At 66.8% G+C, this 18,693-nt stretch carries 20 protein-coding genes; 4 read left to right on the top strand and 16 right to left on the bottom strand.

All coding sequences use genetic code 11. The annotated features are described in order from the left end of the window. Positions 1-211: 211 nt before the first annotated feature. On the top strand, positions 212-811 hold the full coding sequence (locus H7347_RS01570) for a hypothetical protein (RefSeq protein WP_152820655.1): 600 nt from the start codon (positions 212-214) through the stop codon (positions 809-811). Between the two features lie 937 nt (positions 812-1,748). On the opposite strand, the gene pyk is transcribed toward H7347_RS01570, so the two are convergent. From pyk to H7347_RS01490, 16 genes are all read right to left on the bottom strand, one after another. Beyond that, positions 1,749-3,197, bottom strand: coding sequence for a pyruvate kinase (pyk, locus tag H7347_RS01565; protein WP_186337098.1), 1,449 nt, complete (start codon positions 3,195-3,197; stop codon positions 1,749-1,751). Positions 3,198-3,305: 108 nt separating this feature from the next. Then, entirely contained in the window at positions 3,306-4,163 is an 858-nt protein-coding gene (gene lgt, locus H7347_RS01560) for a prolipoprotein diacylglyceryl transferase (RefSeq protein ID WP_186337097.1), read from the bottom strand. 54 nt (positions 4,164-4,217) lie between these two features. After that, the gene (locus H7347_RS01555) at positions 4,218-5,069 is read right to left on the bottom strand and encodes an indole-3-glycerol-phosphate synthase TrpC (RefSeq protein WP_152820649.1); all 852 of its coding nucleotides are present in this window, start codon (positions 5,067-5,069) and stop codon (positions 4,218-4,220) included. Positions 5,070-5,137: 68 nt separating this feature from the next. After that, on the bottom strand, positions 5,138-5,833 hold the full coding sequence (locus tag H7347_RS01550) for a TIGR02234 family membrane protein (RefSeq protein ID WP_152820647.1): 696 nt from the start codon (positions 5,831-5,833) through the stop codon (positions 5,138-5,140). Further along, complete coding sequence (hisI, locus tag H7347_RS01545) at positions 5,830-6,192, bottom strand: phosphoribosyl-AMP cyclohydrolase (RefSeq protein WP_186337096.1); 363 nt, start codon at positions 6,190-6,192, stop codon at positions 5,830-5,832. Before hisI ends, H7347_RS01550 begins: the two co-directional genes overlap by 4 nt. Further along, entirely contained in the window at positions 6,189-6,953 is a 765-nt protein-coding gene (gene hisF, locus H7347_RS01540) for an imidazole glycerol phosphate synthase subunit HisF (protein WP_152820645.1), read from the bottom strand. Before hisF ends, hisI begins: the two co-directional genes overlap by 4 nt. A gap of 69 nt (positions 6,954-7,022) precedes the next feature. After that, positions 7,023-7,805 (bottom strand): inositol monophosphatase family protein, encoded by a 783-nt coding sequence (locus tag H7347_RS01535; RefSeq protein WP_152820643.1) that lies wholly within the window; start codon positions 7,803-7,805, stop codon positions 7,023-7,025. 22 nt (positions 7,806-7,827) lie between these two features. Continuing rightward, positions 7,828-8,562 carry a bifunctional 1-(5-phosphoribosyl)-5-((5-phosphoribosylamino)methylideneamino)imidazole-4-carboxamide isomerase/phosphoribosylanthranilate isomerase PriA gene (priA, locus tag H7347_RS01530; RefSeq protein WP_152820641.1) on the bottom strand — a complete coding sequence of 245 codons (735 nt, stop codon included), beginning with the start codon at positions 8,560-8,562 and terminating at the stop codon, positions 7,828-7,830. A gap of 34 nt (positions 8,563-8,596) precedes the next feature. Beyond that, positions 8,597-9,232, bottom strand: a complete 636-nt coding sequence (gene hisH / locus H7347_RS01525) for an imidazole glycerol phosphate synthase subunit HisH (RefSeq protein ID WP_152820639.1) — start codon at positions 9,230-9,232, stop codon at positions 8,597-8,599. A 47-nt stretch (positions 9,233-9,279) separates the two neighbouring features. Further along, entirely contained in the window at positions 9,280-10,611 is a 1,332-nt protein-coding gene (locus H7347_RS01520; RefSeq protein ID WP_186337095.1) for an MFS transporter, read from the bottom strand. Continuing rightward, positions 10,612-10,818, bottom strand: coding sequence for a hypothetical protein (locus H7347_RS01515; protein WP_152820637.1), 207 nt, complete (start codon positions 10,816-10,818; stop codon positions 10,612-10,614). It abuts the gene before it with no gap. 3 nt (positions 10,819-10,821) lie between these two features. Next, positions 10,822-11,424, bottom strand: a complete 603-nt coding sequence (hisB, locus tag H7347_RS01510) for an imidazoleglycerol-phosphate dehydratase HisB (protein ID WP_152820635.1) — start codon at positions 11,422-11,424, stop codon at positions 10,822-10,824. A gap of 18 nt (positions 11,425-11,442) precedes the next feature. Then, positions 11,443-12,588, bottom strand: a complete 1,146-nt coding sequence (locus H7347_RS01505) for a histidinol-phosphate transaminase (RefSeq protein WP_152820633.1) — start codon at positions 12,586-12,588, stop codon at positions 11,443-11,445. Positions 12,589-12,594: 6 nt separating this feature from the next. Continuing rightward, positions 12,595-13,914, bottom strand: coding sequence for a histidinol dehydrogenase (hisD, locus tag H7347_RS01500; protein ID WP_152820631.1), 1,320 nt, complete (start codon positions 13,912-13,914; stop codon positions 12,595-12,597). 52 nt (positions 13,915-13,966) lie between these two features. Further along, positions 13,967-14,512: a hypothetical protein gene (locus H7347_RS01495; protein WP_152820630.1), complete on the bottom strand. Its 546-nt coding sequence runs from the start codon at positions 14,510-14,512 to the stop codon at positions 13,967-13,969. 12 nt (positions 14,513-14,524) lie between these two features. Then, positions 14,525-15,229 carry a hypothetical protein gene (locus H7347_RS01490; RefSeq protein WP_152820628.1) on the bottom strand — a complete coding sequence of 235 codons (705 nt, stop codon included), beginning with the start codon at positions 15,227-15,229 and terminating at the stop codon, positions 14,525-14,527. A 171-nt stretch (positions 15,230-15,400) separates the two neighbouring features. Between H7347_RS01490 and H7347_RS10920 the strand changes: the two genes are divergently transcribed. From H7347_RS10920 to H7347_RS01475, 3 genes are all read left to right on the top strand, one after another. Further along, positions 15,401-16,579 (top strand): NAD(P)H-binding protein, encoded by a 1,179-nt coding sequence (locus tag H7347_RS10920; RefSeq protein ID WP_152820626.1) that lies wholly within the window; start codon positions 15,401-15,403, stop codon positions 16,577-16,579. Positions 16,580-16,644: 65 nt separating this feature from the next. Beyond that, complete coding sequence (locus H7347_RS01480; protein ID WP_186337094.1) at positions 16,645-18,006, top strand: exonuclease domain-containing protein; 1,362 nt, start codon at positions 16,645-16,647, stop codon at positions 18,004-18,006. Between the two features lie 91 nt (positions 18,007-18,097). Further along, positions 18,098-18,682, top strand: a complete 585-nt coding sequence (locus tag H7347_RS01475; protein WP_152820624.1) for a hypothetical protein — start codon at positions 18,098-18,100, stop codon at positions 18,680-18,682. Positions 18,683-18,693: the final 11 nt, after the last annotated feature.

Genomic DNA, 18,693 nt, shown 5'->3' with positions numbered 1-18,693 from the left:
CCAGAAAGCCAGAGGCGGTATGTGGGGCACATGATACCATCTATCCATGTCACGCAAGATATCCTGGGTCTCACCTGCACGTTTCTCTCCTTCCTCACCGCTTGCGATCATGATGAAGCCGTAGCATGGAAACTCTACGAGTGGAACGCACACGTAATCATCAGCCCTATCGGAATGCATCCATCACGCCGAGGTACTTCTCCGCAACACAATGATGGAACAACTTTCACAGGTTCATCCGCTCAAATATCCCTGGCAACAAGATCTGCCCGCCATCACCGCAGCCGCACAAAAGCGAAAAGATGAAACTACCAAAACCGCCACACCCGATGCAATAATATCCAAACTCACCCTGGGATTCTGGCTGAGCCTGCTCGATCCAAACAAAACTGAAAATCAGTCTCTATGGGGAGAATCTCTCCATAGAGCATTCCCAAACTCGCCGGGAATAATTAAGGTAGTCTACAACGCGGTTCACGACATGCGCGCGATCCGCAATCGTTGCGCACATCAAGACTCACCCCTAGAGCACGACCCAGGAATCGAACTAAAGAAAATACTTTCCCTAACAGAATGGATCGATCCAGACGCCCGATTGTGGATCGAAGGAATCGAGCGGGTGTCAGAAGTCATGCGACAGCGCCCCATACCGCCTCGCAATGATGTGGTCATCATCGGAGACAACGCCGAAGATGCAGTAAAGATGTACGAGAAAGTTTCAGCATACACCTGCCCGGCAGAGCGACCTTTCGCACCGATAGAGTACATGACCTACTATCGAGATAAAAGAATAGAACCATTTTTCCCATAATTCAGGGAATATACTTTCCTTAAAAATGGTCCAAGTCAGAATCTAAAAAGCTTCAACAATCGAGCGATCCTACCAAAAGAAGGATAGGGGAGATAATAGACTACAGCTTAAATAAGAAAATTGTCAATCCAGATAAGGGCATCAAATTTTTCTCTTATCTAAGAAAAACTCTGCGGAAACACTCACCAGAGAAATGCCCATCTACCATAACAGAACAGGAAGGGGATCAGCCTATGTGCAGTATAAGAGATACGCCGCTAAGGCTCAGCTCCTCACCGCAACCAACACCTCCCAGCTTACGTAATTAGACATCCTTCTCCGCCAACGCCATGTTGATCACTGAGGACCTGCTCACCCACAGCAGACGCCACGAGGACAGTGGCATGGTGCTCACACACGTTACTGACCACATACACCACCAGTTACAAGGTCTGCCCACCACATCCACCTCCACTAAGTCCCTGGGCGATAACGACTCCACGATGCTCATCCCGTGGGTGTGCAATCGCTTCCGTGACATCCCACCGATTGCCTTGCCTAAACAGAGTGAGATCGCGCGTCCACTGGGGCAGAAGCAGAGCCTGGCGCCAGCTCATCGGGGACCTTGCAATCACCACAGGCGCTTGTGCACTTACCTCGTAGCAGTATCAGTAGGGGCTGTGCAGAGCGGTGGTCCTCCGCCCATCCCAGCGGCGTCGATAAAACGCCCCCGCCTTCCTCACTCAGACAGGTAACCGGGCCCCACGAGATCCATCCCGTAGCCCCGGGCCTTGTGTGGCCCGCGCGCACGAACCCCCAGGAACCCAGCCGTCAGCGCCGCGGTCACCCCTCTGCCAAGCCGACAATAATAATATGAGGTACTAGTGCGGTGCCAGGCCGCCCCACTTTAATAAAAAGACCCCCACCGCGAAGGCGGGAGTCTTAGGAGAAGAGGAACCTACTGCGCACCCCGCGCGGACTGCGCCTCGGCCTTGCTGAAGCTATCTCCCAGCAAGTGCACGTGGATCATGTTGGTGTTGCCCTGGATTCCGGGGGGCGTACCGGCCACGACCACAATCATGTCGTCGCGGGAATACTCCTTCATCTCCAGCAGCTCCGCATTGACCTCCTCCATCATGCGGTCGGTGGAGTCCACGTCATTGACGAGGAAGGACTGCGTGCCCCAGCTCAGGGCGAGCTGGGAGCGCACGGACTCATTGGGGGTAAACACCAGCAGCGGCAGGTGGGAGTGCAGGCGCGCCACGCGACGGGCGGTATCGCCGGAGGTGGTGAAGGCCACGAGGGCCTTGGCGCCCAGGCGCTCGGCGATGTCGCGGGCGGAGTAGGAGATCACGCCGCGCTTGGTGCGCGGGATGTGAGACAGCGGCGGCACCACGCCTCCGGCCTCAGCCTGACGCACGATGCGGGCCATAGTGCGCACCACGTTGTGCGGGTCCACGCCCACGGAGGTCTCCCCGGAGAGCATGACGGCGTCGGCACCGTCGAGCACGGCGTTGGCGACGTCGGAGGCCTCGGCGCGGGTCGGGCGCGAGTTCTGGATCATGGAGTCGAGCATCTGGGTGGCCACGATCACGGGCTTGGCGTTCTCGCGGGCCACCTGGATGGCGCGCTTCTGGAAGAGCGGAACCTGTTCCAGGGGGACCTCCACGCCGAGGTCGCCGCGGGCGATCATGATGCCGTCGAAGGCCAACACGATGGATTCCAGGGCATCCACGGCCTCGGGCTTTTCCAGCTTGGCCACCACGGGCACGCGGCGTCCCACCTCATCCATGACCTGGTGCACCAGGTCCACGTCCCCGGGGGAACGCACGAAGGACAGGGCGATGATGTCCACGCCCAGCTCGAGGGCGAAGCGCAGGTCGCGGATGTCCTTTTCGGACAGCGCGGGCACGGAGACGTCCATGCCGGGCAGGGAGACGCCCTTGTGGTCGGAGACGGGGCCGCCCTCGACGACCTCGCACACCACGTCGTTGCCCTCCACCTCGATGCACACCAGGCCCACCTTGCCGTCATCTACCAGCAGACGGTCGCCCGCCTTGGCGTCGTTGGCCAGGCCCTTGTAGGTGGTGGACACGCGGTCGTGGGTGCCCTCCACGTCCTCGGTGGTGATGCGGATGATCTCGCCGTTCTCCCAGCGGGTGGCCCCCTCGGCGAAGGTGCCCAGGCGGATCTTGGGCCCCTGGAGGTCGGCGAGAATGCCCACGGCCTTGCCGGTTTGCTTGGCAGCCTGGCGCACCCAGGCGTAATTCTGCGCATGATCCTCGTGCGAGCCGTGCGAGAAGTTCATGCGCGCCACGTTCATTCCGGAATTGACCAGATCCAGAATAGCGGTCTCGCTCGCCACGGCCGGGCCGAGAGTACAGACAATCTTTGTTCTTCTATCCACGTTGTTCCACCCTACTGCTAATCGCGTCCGATCTCCACGGGCATACGCCCAGATAGGCCCACTCATGTGGGATTGCCCGGGCCGACTCCGTATGCCAATGTACCCGCCTCAGCACCCCTGTGTCGCCTCGCCGCGCTCCCGCCCGCGCAGCGCGAAGAAGGCCGCCAGCGCCGCGACACACACCGCCGCGGACACGATGGTATTGATCCGCAGCCCCCCCACCATCGTCGCAGGATCATCGCGCATGAGCTCGATCCAGAATCGACCCACCGTATAGCCCACCACATAGAGGGCAAAGAGCCGCCCCCCGCGCGGCCGGAAACGCCGGTCGATCCACAGCAGCACACCAAAGATCGCCAGGTTCCAGGCCATCTCGTAGAGGAAGGTCGGGTGCACCGAGGCCAGCACTTCCCCCGTGGAGGCGCCCGTGACCGGGGCGTAGCGGCCTTGCTCGTCCACCCGGCGGTAGATCTCCAAAGCCCAGGGAACATCGGTGGGGCGGCCGTAGAGCTCCTGGTTAAACCAGTTGCCCAGCCGCCCGATGGCCTGGGCCACGATCACCCCGGGGGCCGCCGCGTCCGCGAACGGTCCCAGCGCCACTTTCCTGCGGCGCAGATACCACCACACCGCCAGCGCGCCCAGGGCCACCGCGCCCCAGATGCCCAGGCCACCGTTGGTGATCTTCAACGCGTCCACCGGGTTGGCTCCCGCACCGAAATACTTAGGCCAGTCTGTTAGCACGTGATAGAGGCGTCCACCGACAATGCCGGCCGGAATTGCCACGATCGCCGCATCCAGCACCACGGCGGGGTCGCCGCCGCGCGCCGCATAACGGCGGGTGGTCAGCCACAGCGCCGCCACGATCCCGGCGATGATGCACAGCGCATAGGCGCGAATGGGCAGCGGGCCCAGGTACCACACGCCCTGCGGCGGGGAGGGGATATTGGCTAGGTCATCAACACGCACGCCTATCAGTGTGCCCTATGCCCCGCCGACACGCCCACCGAGGTTCGCGGGAGATCACCTACTCCTGCGGGCTGCGCAGGCCGGATGCTGGCCCGCCGCCGTGAGCGCGCGCAGGCTTGCACTGGGATCGAAGCTGCAGCGCACCGCGCTGCCTACCACCACGGCATCCGCTCCGTTAGCTGCGTACGCCAAGAGGTCGCTGGGGTCTTTCACCCCCGCCATCCCCACGCAGATGGTGGATTCCGGCAATCCTGTGGTGATCTCCGCAAAGAGCTCCGCGTTGGCCGTCCCCGTGGCTCGATCCCTGGTGTTGATCCCCAGCACCCGCAGCCCCGCGTCCAGGGCACGTCCGGCTTCCTCCGGGGTACGTACCTCCGCCAGGGCCGTCATGCCCAGCGATTCCGCCCGATCCGCCAGGGCCGCCAGGCGGTATTGATCCAGATAGTGCACGCGCAACGACACGAGATCGGCCCCGAACACCCGAACCTCGTGGATCTGATAGGGATCGAAAAACAGCCCGCACGCCATCACCGGCACGCTCACCACGGCACGCGCCTGCACCATCGCGGCCAGCGCCCCGAGAAAGCGCTGCGGCTCCGCGCGGCAGGCGATCAGATGGGCGCCCTCCTCCTCGTAGGCGCGGGCCGCTCGCTGGGGGTCGTATCCCTTCCCGGCGGCGGAGCAGGCCAGTCCGCGCAACTCCGGAATCACCCCGCAGCCGTCGCGCAGCAGGGCGGCCACGGCGTCACGGGCCGGGGCGGCATCGCGGGAGCGGGCCTTGATCTCGGGAAAGGGGAGCCGCGCCTCGCGCAGGCTCAGGTGGCGGCGAGCAAGAGCGGGGATGGGATCGACTACCACCAAAGGCCTCACTATCGCCTCCTCCGCCTCGCATCGGACGTGACTCATGCCACCCGTAGGTTCCTACACAGAATAATCGCCGCGCAGGGCAGAGAAAAATCCCCCGTGCTTTCTTCTCAGCGATACTCGCCAGGCTCTCCTTCCTCCGCGGAATCGCTCGTGGGATCGATATCGGCATCCAATGCGTCCCACATCACCCGCCCCGAGTCCGGGGCGGCGCGAAGATCGGCACGCAGGCACTGCCTGCGCCCTTCCACGCGCTCATAGCGATTCATCGTGGCCGCGTCCCGCCCCGGACGCAGCGCGAGGATCACCCCGCACACCAAGGCCACGGCCGCCCCGGCGACGCTTAGCCCGGGCCCCACATAATGCAGGGTCACCGAGGATATCTCCGCCCACTCGGATATCCCCACCGGCCCCGCCTGGGTTCCCGTCGCGGTCTGCGCGCCGCCCTCCAGGGTGCTACTGAGCAAGCCGTGCACGCGCTGGGTATCGATCTCCTGGGTGAGGGTGCGCACGGGTATCCAGGCGACGCCCGCGCCCGCCAGAGCGCACACCACGCCCACCGCGCGGCGCCCCACGCGCCGCAGCGCCAGGCCCGCCACGCACCCGGCGGCCAGCAACAACGCCACAGCAGTCAATTCCGTGGCCCAGACGGCCCCGGTCAGGGTGGCGGAGGCAGCACCCGATTTATCGTCAAAGGCCTCCACGCCCAGCCACGTCGCGCGCGAGGACGCCCACTCCATGGCCGCGGCCACCACCAGGCCACCGGCCGCCAGGCGATCGAGACGGCGGGACCCGCGGGTGTTCATTGCTTCTCCCCCAGCAGCAGGTCCGCGTCGAAGCAGGTGCGATCCCCCGTATGGCAGGCCCCACCCTCCTGTTCCACGAGCACCAGCACCGTATCGCCGTCGCAGTCCAGGCGCACCTCCCGCACCCTCTGGGTGTGCCCGGAGGTCGCTCCCTTGATCCAGTAGTCCTCCCGCGAACGCGACCAATAGGTGCCCTGCCGTGTGGCGAGGGTATGCGCCAGGGCGGCGGCGTCCATCCAGGCCAGCATGAGCACCGCGCCCGAGTCCGCATCCTGGGCCACGGCGGGCACGAGACCCCGTTCGTTAAAGCGCACCCTGCGGGCTATCTCCGGGTCGAGCTGATGATCCCGCACGCTCACCGACGCACCTCCTGACCCGCCCGCGCCAGCTCCGCCTTAACCTCCGCGAGGGAGGTCACCCCGAAGTGGAAGATCGAGGCCGCCAGCACGGCATCCGCCCCCGCGCTCACGGCGGGCGGAAAGTGCTCGGCGGCGCCCGCCCCACCCGAGGCAATCACGGGAATGCTCACCACCGCGCGCACCGCCCGGATCAGCTCGATGTCAAAGCCGTCCCGGGTGCCATCGGCGTCCATCGAGTTCAGCAGGATCTCCCCCACCCCGAGCTCCTGCACCCGGCGCGCCCACGCCACGGCGTCTACGCCCGCAGAGCGACGCCCCCCGTGCGTCGTCACCTCGAAGCCCGAGGGCTGCTCCGCGCTACGGCGGGCGTCCACAGACAAGACGATGCACTGGGCACCGAACTGCTCGGAAAGCTCCCGCAGCAGCTCCGGTCGGGCCAGGGCCACGGTATTAACCGATACCTTGTCCGCCCCGGCGCGCAGCAGGGCGCGCACGTCTTCGACGCTGCGCACCCCGCCGCCCACGGTCAACGGGATAAACAGGGCCTCGGCGGTGCGGCGCACCACCTCGATCATGGTGCCCCGCCCGGCGGCGGAGGCGCTCACGTCGAGGAAGGTCACCTCGTCCGCCCCCTCACGCCCGTAGCGCGTGGCCAGTTCCACGGGATCACCCGCGTCCTTGAGGTCGGCAAAGTTAATGCCCTTGACCACGCGCCCATTATCGACATCCAGGCAGGGAATCACCCGCACCGCTAACGCCATCGGTTACCTTTCCACCGTCTCTCGGATGCGGCCTACACCCGCTGACGCCTCAGCGCGCTCCGCCTCCGGTCATAATGCAGTACTCATCGTACTCAGCAATACCTCGTGCGTGGCAGCATCTCCCGCCACCAGGCCGGAGGAACCGGGATTCCAGGGCCGCCCCGCGGTATCGGTGACCACCCCGCCCGCCTCGCGCACCAGCAGGGCACCGGCAGCATTGTCCCAGGCATGCGGGGAAAAGGACACCGCTCCGGCAAAGATCCCCTGGGCGGCAAAGGCAAGATCCACCCCCACCGATCCTGTAACCCTAGGCCGCAGGTAGGTCTGAGAAAGCTGGGCCAAAAAACGATGCCGGGCGTAGGTGGAATACTCGCACTGCGCCTGGGAGGACAGCGAGGAAAAACCCACCTGAGCGATACTTTCCTCGGTGTTCCACAGCGGTGTCGCGGGCACGCCATCGACGAACAGCCCTCCGCCCTCGCAGGCGGTAAGCCGACGGCCCAGCAGCGGCAGGGACGTCACGGCGAGCACCGGGCGCCCGCCCGCCACGAGACTGAGCAGGATGGAGCACAGGGGGTTGCCCACGGCGTAGTTGGCCGTGCCGTCGATGGGGTCAATCACCCACACGGGTCCCTCCGTGAGGTCTCCACCGCATTCCTCACCGTACACGGGGATTCCGGTGAGCCGCACGAGCATGGTGCGCACGTGTTCCTCGATCCGCAGGTCCACGTCGGTGACGTATTCCCCCGGGGCCTTCTCGCGGCGCTGTCGCGTGCCCACCCCGCGGAGGAAGAGCGCCTCGGCCTCGTCCACCACCGCCTGGGCCACGGCCAATAGTTCCTGCGTATCCATGCCGCCTCCTTCGCGCCGCGCGCTAGTGCGCGAGGACCGCCAAGGCCTCGCGGAGACTCAAGGAACCCTCGTAGAGGGCCTTGCCCACGATCGCGGAGTCGATGCCCTCCCCACTCACCCGGGACAAGGCGGCGATGTCTTCTACCGTGGCGATACCGCCCGAGGCGGTCACCGCGGCGTCCGTGGCCGCCGCCACATCCCGCAGCAAGTCCACGTTGGGGCCGGTCAGTGTGCCGTCCCGGGAGACGTCCGTCACCACTAGGCGTTGGCAGCCCGCGGCATCCAGGCGCTCCAGGACCTCCCAGAGGTCGCCGGCATCGGCAGCCCAGCCCCAAGTCTTAGCACGCCACTGCCCCTCACTTTCGTGGGCGGCGAGGTCGATGGCCACGAGGTCGCCGTGACGCTCCAGCACCCGCGCGATCCACTCGGGTTTTTCGATCGCGGCGGTGCCGATGTTGATCCGGGAGGCGCCGGTGGCCAGGGCTTGATCCAGGGAGGCATCGTCGCGGATGCCCCCGGCCACGTCCACGGAAATATCGAGGGTTCCGGCGATCTCGGCGATGATCTCGTGGTTGCTGCCGCGCCCAAAAGCGGCGTCGATGTCCACCAGGTGTACCCACCTCGCTCCCTGCTCCTGCCAGACCAGCGCGGCCTCCAGCGGGCTGCCGTAGGACTTCTCCGTCCCGGCCTCACCTTGGTGTAGGCGCACCGCCTTGCCATCGGAGATGTCTACTGCGGGCAGGAGTGTCAGGCTCATAGCGCAATAGTCTAACCACCCGCCCCGCGCGTAGCTACAACTGCCGCACCCAGTTGCCCAGGAGCCGCAAGCCAGCCTCGCCGGACTTCTCCGGGTGGAACTGCGTGGCCCACAGCGGCCCATTTTCCACCGCGGCCACGAAGCGATCACCGCCGTATTCAGCCCACGCCACCGCGGGGGGAAGGGTGAGGTCATCGCCCTCGAACTCCCAGGTGCGCACCCCAAAGGAATGCACAAAATAGAAGCGCTCCTGCGGGTCGATCCCGGCAAACATCGCGGAGCCCTGCGGGCGTTCCACCGTGTTCCATCCCACGTGGGGCAGCACCGGCGCCCGAAGCTGCTCGACCACGCCGGGCCACTGGCCGCAGCCGGGCGTGTCTACCCCGTGTTCCACTCCGCGGTCGAACAGGATCTGGTGGCCCACGCAGATCCCCAACACCGGCCGCCCACCCGCCAGGCGCTGCCCGATGATGCGCGGGCCGTAAATGGCTCGCAGCCCCTCCATGCAGTAGGAAAAGGCCCCCACCCCCGGCACCACTAGCCCATCGGCCTGGGTGGCAACCTCGGCATCGGCGGTCACGCTCACCCTGGCCCCCACGTACTCCAGGGCGCGCTGTGCCGAACGCAAGTTACCGGCACCATAATCTAAAAGAGCCACATGAGCAGACATGCCCGTTATTCTAGCCTGTCGACGATGCGGCCCTGGCCCGTGGCGATCTAGCGGAACCTCCGCACCAGCCGCCACGCGCGCCGCGCCGCGGAGATCTGCCGCAACCGAGCGCGGGTGTTCTGGTATTCCGTGAGGCGGTGGCGCCCAGCAAAGGAGTCGGCGGCCGTGAGCGCAATGCCCATCGCGATGAACGTCGCGGCTGTGGCAAAGGCCCCGGAATAGGCCGCGCGGGCCGCCACCGCCCCCAGCAGGAAGGAACCGGCTCCGGTACCGGCGTCGTAGGCGATGTTCCAGATCGCGGAGGCCTCCGAGACCTTCGAGCGCGGCAGGCGCAGGAACATCGAGAGCAGCGCCTCGTTTTGCACCACCCCAAAGCCACCTCCAAAGGCCACCGCACCCAGCACCAGCCACCACGCCGACCCCTCCGTCAGCAGCACGGCGGCGGTCAGGGCCACCCCCAGACCCGCCAGGACCTGGCCCGGGATCATCAGGGCCCCCGGCTGACCCCGACGATCCGCGAGCAGCCCGGAAAAATACCGGAAGGTCATCGCCGCTCCACCCGTGATCGACAGCATGAAGCCGGCGAGCAGCCCCCCGAGGCTGGGGTCTAGCGCCTTGACCGCGGCCGGGAGAAACGAGGACACCGCGCCGAAGCTCATGGAGATGCTCACGACCGCCAGGGCGGGCACCGTGACGAGCTTCCAGGTGGATACGCTGGGAAGCGGGCGCGCGGATCCCTCGTGATCGCCCGCGCACGACGCACCCGAGGAAGAGGCCTTCAACCGGGGGATGCGCAGGCACATCACCCCCGCCAGGGCCCCCACCACCGCCGCGATCACATACACCCCCGGATACCCCAGCGCGGTATCGGCCAGGGCCAGGCCCATGGGCAGGAAGATCATCTGGGAAAGGCCCACGAACACACCCAACATGCCCGAGGCCTTGCCCAGGAAGCGCACCGGCACCAGCTCCGCCACCAGGGCGGATTCCGCCACCGTGAGCGCTCCGAAGCCCACTCCGCGCAAGGCGGAGAACACGAGGGCAGGCGCCGCCTCCATGCCCACGAGGTATCCCAGGGAGGGAAGTCCAAGAATCAGGGCAGCGGCTACCATCACGGGGTTATAGCCCACGCGACGCAGCAACGCCGGGGTACAGATCTGGGTCAGCACGGTGGCCGCCATGAAGATTCCCGTGGTGGCTCCCGCCAGGAGATCGCCACCTCCGGCATCCAACACCGCGGAGGGCACCACGGGTAAAAGGAGCGACCACGAGCCAAAGGCGCAGGCCACGGCGAGGAGGGTGGGGATATAACCAGGGGCCTGCCATGCGCTTTCGAGTCGCGATGTTTCGGTGCGATGATCCCGCCCCTGGTACGTCACTTATCTCATTCCTCCCATCAGCCACATGATCGCTCCGGTTAGAGCAAGGGCCGCAAGGATACCACACACGATGACGAGTTTCTTAGCCCCGTTCTGGTAGGCGGACCAGGTTCCCCCCACGAGCACGCCCGCCACGGCAAACATGAGATAGATGAACCAATGATTCGTGGTCTGTGCCCCATCGGGCGCCGCCAACAGCGTCTCCACGGTCTACAGCGCCCCCTTGGTGGAGGGGATGGTATCCACCCTGGGGTCGGGTTCCCAGGCCTGGCGCAGGGCACGGGCCACGGCCTTGTACTCCGCCTCGGTGATGTGGTGCGGGTCGCGCCCATAGTGGCATACCAGGTGCAGGGTGATCCCGGAGTGGAAGGCCAGCGTCTCAAAGAAGTGCCGGTTTATCACCGTGGCATAGTGACCTCCGATGATCTGGTGCACCATGTGCTCGGGCTCTCCGCGCATCTCAAAGTAGGGCCGCCCAGAAATATCCGCCACGGCCTCCACCAGGGCCTCGTCCATGGGCAGCTGCTGGGAGCCAAAGCGGCGGATCCCCACCTTCTCCCCCAGCGCCTGGGCCACAGCGCGGCCCAGAACGATGGCGGTGTCCTCCACCGTATGATGCGCATCCACCTCGATATCGCCGCGAGCCTGCACCGTAAGATCCACGCAGCCGTGGGTGGCAAAGGCGGTGAGCATGTGGTCGAAGAAGGGCAATCCGGTGGCGATCTGGGAGATCCCGGAACCATCCAGGTTGATCTCCACGGCGATCTGCGACTCGCTGGTGGCGCGCTCGGCGCGCCCGATGCGCTGCGACATCGTGTGATCCTTTCTGCGTTACTTCATCCCGCGGGCTTCGCCGCGGACTATCTCCCGCGCCGCGCGCAGGAAGGCGTCGTTTTCCCCGGGGAGGCCGATGGTCACCCTCAGGTGGCCCGGAATACCCACGTCGCGGATCAGTATTCCCCGATCCAGGAACTCTTGCCAGGCCGCCGTCGCGTCGCCCATCCCACCAAAGAGCAGGAAGTTGGATTCGCTGGGAACCACCTCGGCCCCCAGCTCCACCAGGGACGAGGCCACCCGCTCGCGCTCCTTCACGATCGTGCGCACCGTGGCCAGGGTCTCCTCGGCGTGGTTGAGGGCAGCCACAGCGGTGGCCTGGCTCAGGGTGGAAAGGTGATAGGGCAGGCGCACCAGCATGATCGCCTCGATCACCGCCGGGGCGGCCACCAGATAGCCCAACCGGGCACCGGCAAAGTCGAAGGCCTTGGACATCGTGCGCGAGACCACCAGCTTGCTCGGGTATTGCGCCAGCAAACTTACCGCCGAGGGGGAGTCGGAGAACTCCATGTACGCCTCGTCCACGATGACGATGCCCGGGGCTTGTTCCACCAGTTGGCGCAGCTGAGGCAGCGGCAACACCGAGCCGGTGGGGTTATTAGGCGTGGTGACAAAAACCACCTCGGGGCGCTTCTCGCGCAGCACCACCAGCGCCTCGTCCATGTCGATCTGGAAGTCCGCATCGCGAGGCACGCTCAGCCAGGCGGTCTGCGTCGCCTCGCTGAGGATCGGGTGCATGGAATAGCTCGGGCTAAAGCCCAGCGCGGTGCGCCCCGGCCCGCCAAAGGCCTGAAGCAGCTGCTGGAGAACTTCATTGGAGCCATTGGCCGCCCACAGGTTGTCCACGCTGACCTCGGTGCCGGTCTGGGCGCTCACATAGCGGGCCAGGGCGCGGCGCAGCTCCACGGCGTCGCGGTCGGGATACCTATTGAGGCTTCCCGCCAGATCGCGCACCCGATCGGCGATCTCCGCCACCAGACCCTGAGAAGGCGGGTAAGGGTTTTCGTTGGTGTTGAGGCGCACCGGCACGTCGAGCTGCGGGGCGCCGTAGGCGTGCTGACCGCGCAGTTCCTCGCGCAGGGGCAGGTCCACCAGGCGCGTGCCCGGGGCCACCGTGGCCTCGGCGTAACTAGGTGGGGTCATGGAAGCCTAGTCCTCCTTGTCGGGGTCGAAACGAGCACGGATCGCCTCACCGTGGGCGGGCAGGTGCTCGGCCTCGGCCAGGGCAATGATCGTCGGTGCGATCTCTCGGAGCGCGGTGCGATCGTAGAAAATGGTGTTCACCGGGCGCAGGAAGGTGTGGGTGGACAGCCCCGGGTTGAACCGCGCGGTGCCCGAGGTGGGCAGCACGTGATTGGATCCCGCGGCATAATCGCCCAGCGGCACCGGGGAATACGGGCCCACGAAGATCGCCCCGGCGTGCCGGATACGCTCGGCGTCCTCCTGCGCCCGCCGGGTATGAATCTCCAGGTGCTCGGCCGCGTACGCATCGGCGGTGACCAACGCCGCCTCCGGGGAATCCACCAGGACGATCCCCGACTGCTCGCCCTGCAGGGCCTCCGCGACGCGCTGCGCGTTCGCGGTGACGGTGTAGCGACGCTCCACCTCCCGATCCACCGCCTCGGCCAAGTCCAGCGAATCCGTGATGAGCACGCTGGCCGCCATCGGATCGTGCTCCGCCTGGCTGATCAAGTCGTAGGCCAGGTACACAGGGTCCGCGCTCTCATCGGCCACGATGGCGATTTCGGTGGGACCGGCCTCCGCGTCCGTGCCCACCACGCCGCGCACCAAGCGTTTGGCGGCGGCGACAAAAATATTGCCGGGGCCGGTAATCATGTCCACCGGTGGGAGCCCCGCGGCGTCATCGCCGTAGGCCAGCAGGGCTATGGCCTGCGCCCCGCCCACGGCCCACACCTCTTCCACGCCCAGCAGCGCGCAGGCGGCCAGAATCGTGGGGTGCGGCCAGCCGCCGTGCTCGGCCTGCGGCGGGGAGGCCACCACCATGGACCCCGCCCCTGCCTCCTGCGCGGGAACCACGTTCATGATCACGCTTGAGGGATACACCGCCTTGCCGCCGGGAACGTACAACCCCACCCGTTCAACGGGAAGGAAACGCTCGGTCACCAGGGCCCCGGGACCCAACCGCGTGATGTGGGAGGCGGGTACCTGATCGGCGTGGACACGGCGCACTCGAGCGATCGCCTCGGTCAGCGCCGCACGGACATCGCCGGTGATGGCGGCCGCGGCGGCCTCGATCACCTCCCCCGGCACGCGCACGGCCGCCGGTCGTACCCCGTCGAAGCGCTCGCCGTAGTCGAGGGCCGCTCGCGCGCCGCGCTCTCGAACATCGTCGATGATGGGGGCCACGATCTGCGTCACGGCAGCGACGTCGGTGCGCCCCCTGGGCAACCGGCGACGCAGCTCGGAGATCGTGGGCTGGCCGCCGGTGAGATCGATCCGTTGCATCATGGAACACACTGCCTTCCGTCAAGGGGCGTCATCTGTCGCTCGATTATAATGTCTAGCTCTCGCCCGGCTTCCCGGCAGCGTCAGCTCGGGGGCCTCCCGGCGCACCCGGAGCACTCCTCGGGGCAACCACCATGCAGCTCCAGTAGGCGAGCATCGCCGCAAACGCGGGGAATAGGAAGGAAATGGGGGTGCCCAAACCCACCGTAGCCAGGACATCTACCTCATCGCCGGGATGTAGCGTCGCAGGATCGGGCACGGGGACCCGCCACCTGGCCAGGGACAGCCCTGCGGCATGGGCATAGGCCGTTCCCCCACCGGCCAGCAGGCCCAGCCAGACCTGCATGGCCACTCCCCGGCTGCGCTCGGAACGCACAAACACCGCAATCGACAGCACGCTGGCGAGCAGACCGGCACCGAGCACCAGCCACAGCCAAGAATGAAACTCCTGGTTGTGGCCCGTGTCGACGGCAACCGCCCCGCCCTCCACGAGGGTGCCCCGATAGCGGGGGTAGCTCAGTCCCCACAGCACTCCTGCGGAGCTAAAGAGAAGAGCGCTCACCGCCAGGGTGCCGCTGGCCGCCCCGAGCGCAACGCGCATTCGCCCCGGCATTTAGTTGCAGAACGTCCACGCGCCGTTTTCGCGGCTAAAGCGCTGCGTCGCCTCCGAGGGGCCGTTATTCGAGGTCGCCACCACGGTAGCGGAGGCCTGGTCCCCATCCACCACGATGTCGCGCACCTCCGTGACGGAGGAATTGTACTGCTCGCCGCCGGGCATCTCGGCGAGGTTCACGTCGGGGATGGCTGAGAAATCAAAGGCCTCGGGACCACCGTTTTCCTGGATCACCCGCGAGCAGGTGTGCTGCGGCAGATACTCCATCTTGCGCCGCATGGAGGTCTCGTCATTAAAGCCGGTCACCAGCGCGCGGATAGCCTCGGCGTCCTGGCCGCTGGCGGGCTGGCCGCCGGGAATGGGCGCCACCGTGGTAATCGGGAGGTCGTTATTGTCCTGCGGCGCGGACTGCCCTGGCGCGGGCTGGGTATTATTCTGTTCAGCTTGCGCCCCGGCCGGCGGGGCCGGCTTCGGCGAGGGAGCCGCGGGGGCGCTGGGCTGCGGGGGCGCAGCGGGAACGGCCGAGGCCGTGTTCGCCGGCGCGGGGGGAGCCGTCGTGGTCTGGGAGGCGGGCGCGGTGGTACTGGTGGCCGCGCTCGAGGCCTCCGTGGCTTCCTCCGCCTCCTTGCCGCACCCGCTGAGCACGAGCGGGGCGGCCACGGCGGCGGCGATCAGGGCTTTAACGGAGGCGGAAAAGTTCACCACGGGGTATGTCTCCTTTGTGGTTGTCGGCGGGCGTCACTACCTGACTGCGTGTTCAACACTACCAACCCATTATCGGCCCTTTCGGGGCGCGGCGTTACGCGACGCCCACGTACCCGAGCCACGCGCCACCACCACGCAGCATGCGACCCGCGCTGCGCTTAGGCTGGCAGCGTGCATCTTCACCGCGAAGCCCTCATCACCGCAAGCCTCGACATCGTGGATCGCTATGGCCTCGCGGACCTCTCCATGCGTCGCCTGGCCCGGCACGTGGAGGTCACTCCCGGCGCGCTGTATTGGCACGTGGAAAGCAAACAGCACCTGCTGGAAATGATCGCCCGCCACATCCTCGGCCCCGCGCTGGCCACCGCGCCCACCGACCCCATGGCATATGCCGAGCTGATGCGCTCGTGCCTGCTGCGTCACCGCGACGGCGCGGAGATCGTCACGGCGGGGCTGTCCATGCCGGGGCTGCACCGGGAGGTGCTGGATGCGAGCAGGCGCGTTCTCGGCGGAGATGCGATCACCGCCCAGACCTTCCTGGCCTTTGTCCTGGGTTCGGCCACCCTGGAACAGGCGCAGCGGCAGTTGCGGGAGGTCACCGGCCAGCCCACGGAGGAGGGGAACCCGGGATACGGCGCGGGAGAGTATTTCTCCCAGGGAATAGCCGCGGTGCTGTCCGGGTTACGGGAAGCGTCCCTCTCCCCCACGATTTCCCTAGGAGACTCCATGTCCCGCATCGTCATCATGGGAGCCACCGGCATGGTCGGCTCCGCCATCACCGCCGAGGCCCGCCGCCGGGGACACGCGGTGACGGGCCTATCGCGTCGTCGTCCCACCGAGCCTATCGAGGGGGTGGACTACCGCGAGGGTGCAATCGGCGCGACCGCGGCTCTGATGGAGGCCACCCACGACGCCGATGCCCTGGTGATCGCGGTGCCGATCGACCGGCAGACCGGGGAATCTGACTCCATCGTGGAGGCGCATCGCCAGCTCATCGCCGCCGCCCCACGCACCCGCGTGATCGTGGTCGGCGGCGCCGGTGGTCTCAGCATCGAAGACGGCACGCTCCTGGTGGATACCCCGGATTTCCCTCAGGAATACGAGGCCGAGTCCCGGGCCTTCGTGCGGATCCTGGCTCTCTACCGCCAGGCCCCAGAGGACCTCGATTGGACGATGGTAGCCCCCTCCCCGGAGATCGCCCCCGGCCCGGCCTCCGCCTCCTACCGCCTCTCCACGGAACACCCCGCCGGGGCATTCGTCAGCACCGGCACTTTCGCCGTGGCCCTGCTCGACGAGCTCGACAACCCTCGGCACCGGCGCGCTCGGTTCAGCGTCGCAGACCCCGAGTAGGCTATCCCGCGTGGGGCGCAGCGACCCCCGCACCGCAGGTTTGGCTGAAAGGATAGGTCTTCCCCGTGATTCCGGCTCATGGCGCCCACGTCTCCGTCTCCCCCGACGAGGTGCGTATCGCCTATTCCGACCTCGCCGCAGCGCTCTCCGGGATTTCTCAGCGCACGGTGCCGCTCGCCCAGATCGATGCCATGGAACTGTGCGCCCCCACCTCCCATCTGGGCGGCTGGGTGGAGCTACGCGGCCCCCAGCCCGCGGTGCGGGTACGCTTCGCCCCGCATCAGGAGGCCCAGGCCCGGGACTGCGAGCGGGCCATCGCGGCGGCCCTGCGCGGCGACGATCCCTCGGCGGGCCCGCGCGTGCCCGGCCTGGACTTCGTGGCCCTCGACGTGGAGACCGCCAACGCCGACTGGGGTTCGATATGTCAGGTGGGTGCGGTGCTCTTCCGCGACGGCATGGAGGCCGCCTCGGCGTCCTGGTTGTGCCAGCCGCCCGTCGGTGGTTTCCGCGCCGCCAACGTGAAGATCCACGGGATCTCCGAAGAGGACGTGGCCCAGGCGCCGACCTTCGCCGAGTGCTTCCCGGAGATCATCGAGTTCCTGGGGGATCTTCCCTTCATCGCCCACAACGCGCAGTTTGACGCCACCGCCCTGCACCGCGCCTGCCTCGCCGCCGGGATCGAACCCCCCATGCTGCATTTTGGTTGTTCCCTGGCGCTATCGCGGGCACAGAGCCACCGGTCGCTCAGCGTGATCAACCATCGCCTGCCCACGGTGGCCGAGGCGCTGGGGGTCTCCCTCGACCAGCACCACGACGCCCTAGCCGACGCCCGCGCCTGCGGGGCCATCGTGGCGGCGCTCGCCACGCGCCACGGTTGGACCGGCACCGCGCCAGGTTTCGTGCACGACCAGGGCTTTACCCTGGGTACCCTGGACGCCCGGCGGGTTTTTCCGGTGCTGCGGGATCGCACCGGAGCGGGTATTGCGTTGCAACAACGCGAGGTCGATTCCCCGGAGAAGGTGCATAAGGCCCTCGATGCCCAGCGGCCGGAATCGGCCGGGGAGAAGAAAAAGAGGGGTCCCGCCCGGCGAGCACGGTGGCAGGCCGTGGCGACCCCTGAGGAGATCCCCGAGCCCAATCCGCACGCCGCGCCGGACGGGCTGCTCTTTGGCCACCACGTCACCCTCTCCGGGGAATTCGCGCCCTTTGATAAGGGCACGCTGTGGCGCAAGATCGCGGAGCAGGGGGCGCGCATCGGCAAGAATGTAACCAAGAAAACCACGATCCTGGTCACCGGGGCGTGGACCACCAAGACCTCCAAGCACAAGCGCGCCGAGGAACTGCAGGCCCAGGGCCAGCCGATCGAGATCTGGTCGGAAGAAGAGCTCCTGGCGGCCCTGGAGCTAGGCGAGCAGCCCCCCTTTTAGACGCGGTTGTCGGCGCGGCGGGAACCAACGAAGGAGCCGCGAAGTCTATAAGGGGCAACACCAAAACCGACCGCGAAAGGCCCCGCCCGCCATGACCGCCACCCTTGCCGCCCCTGCCCTACCGCTGCGCCCCACGCTGCTGCCCCGCCGAGCCGATGCCGAGGCCGCCCTCGACGAACGTTATTCCCGCGCACCGGCGACTATCGTGCTCTCCCGGGGCTTGACCGCGGGACTGACCGTGGGCGATTCCCCCGCTACTCACGACGATATCGCCGCCCTGGGGCTCACCCTGCATCAGGCCTGGGATCGGGCCGCAGCGCTCATGCTGTCTATAGCGCAATGCACCCAGGGCACGCAGTTTCGCACCAGGGCCGCCACCGCCCTGCACCCGCACTTCCGCGATCAGCCGGTGTGGCAGGTGGATTGTCCCGGTTCCCCCGCCACGGCCTGGCTGGCGCATCCCTATCCGTTTACAGTGCTCCACCGCCACCTCACCGCCCTGGGGCAGGGTGCGCAACCGTGGTACTTCGCCCCGCGGGCCGATATTTTGCTCGCCGCGCCCCTGGGGCAGCCCATCGACCTTTCCATCATCCCGGTGCGCCTGTGCGGCGATCCTATCGTGTACCGCCACGGGTTTCCCTCTCTCCACGCGAGCGCCGCCGAGCCGCCGGGGTAGCATGAGCACCA

This window comes from Corynebacterium sp. zg-331 (assembly GCF_014267345.1).
GTDB lineage: Bacteria > Actinomycetota > Actinomycetes > Mycobacteriales > Mycobacteriaceae > Corynebacterium.
This window is presented reverse-complemented; position numbering and strand designations above follow the sequence as displayed.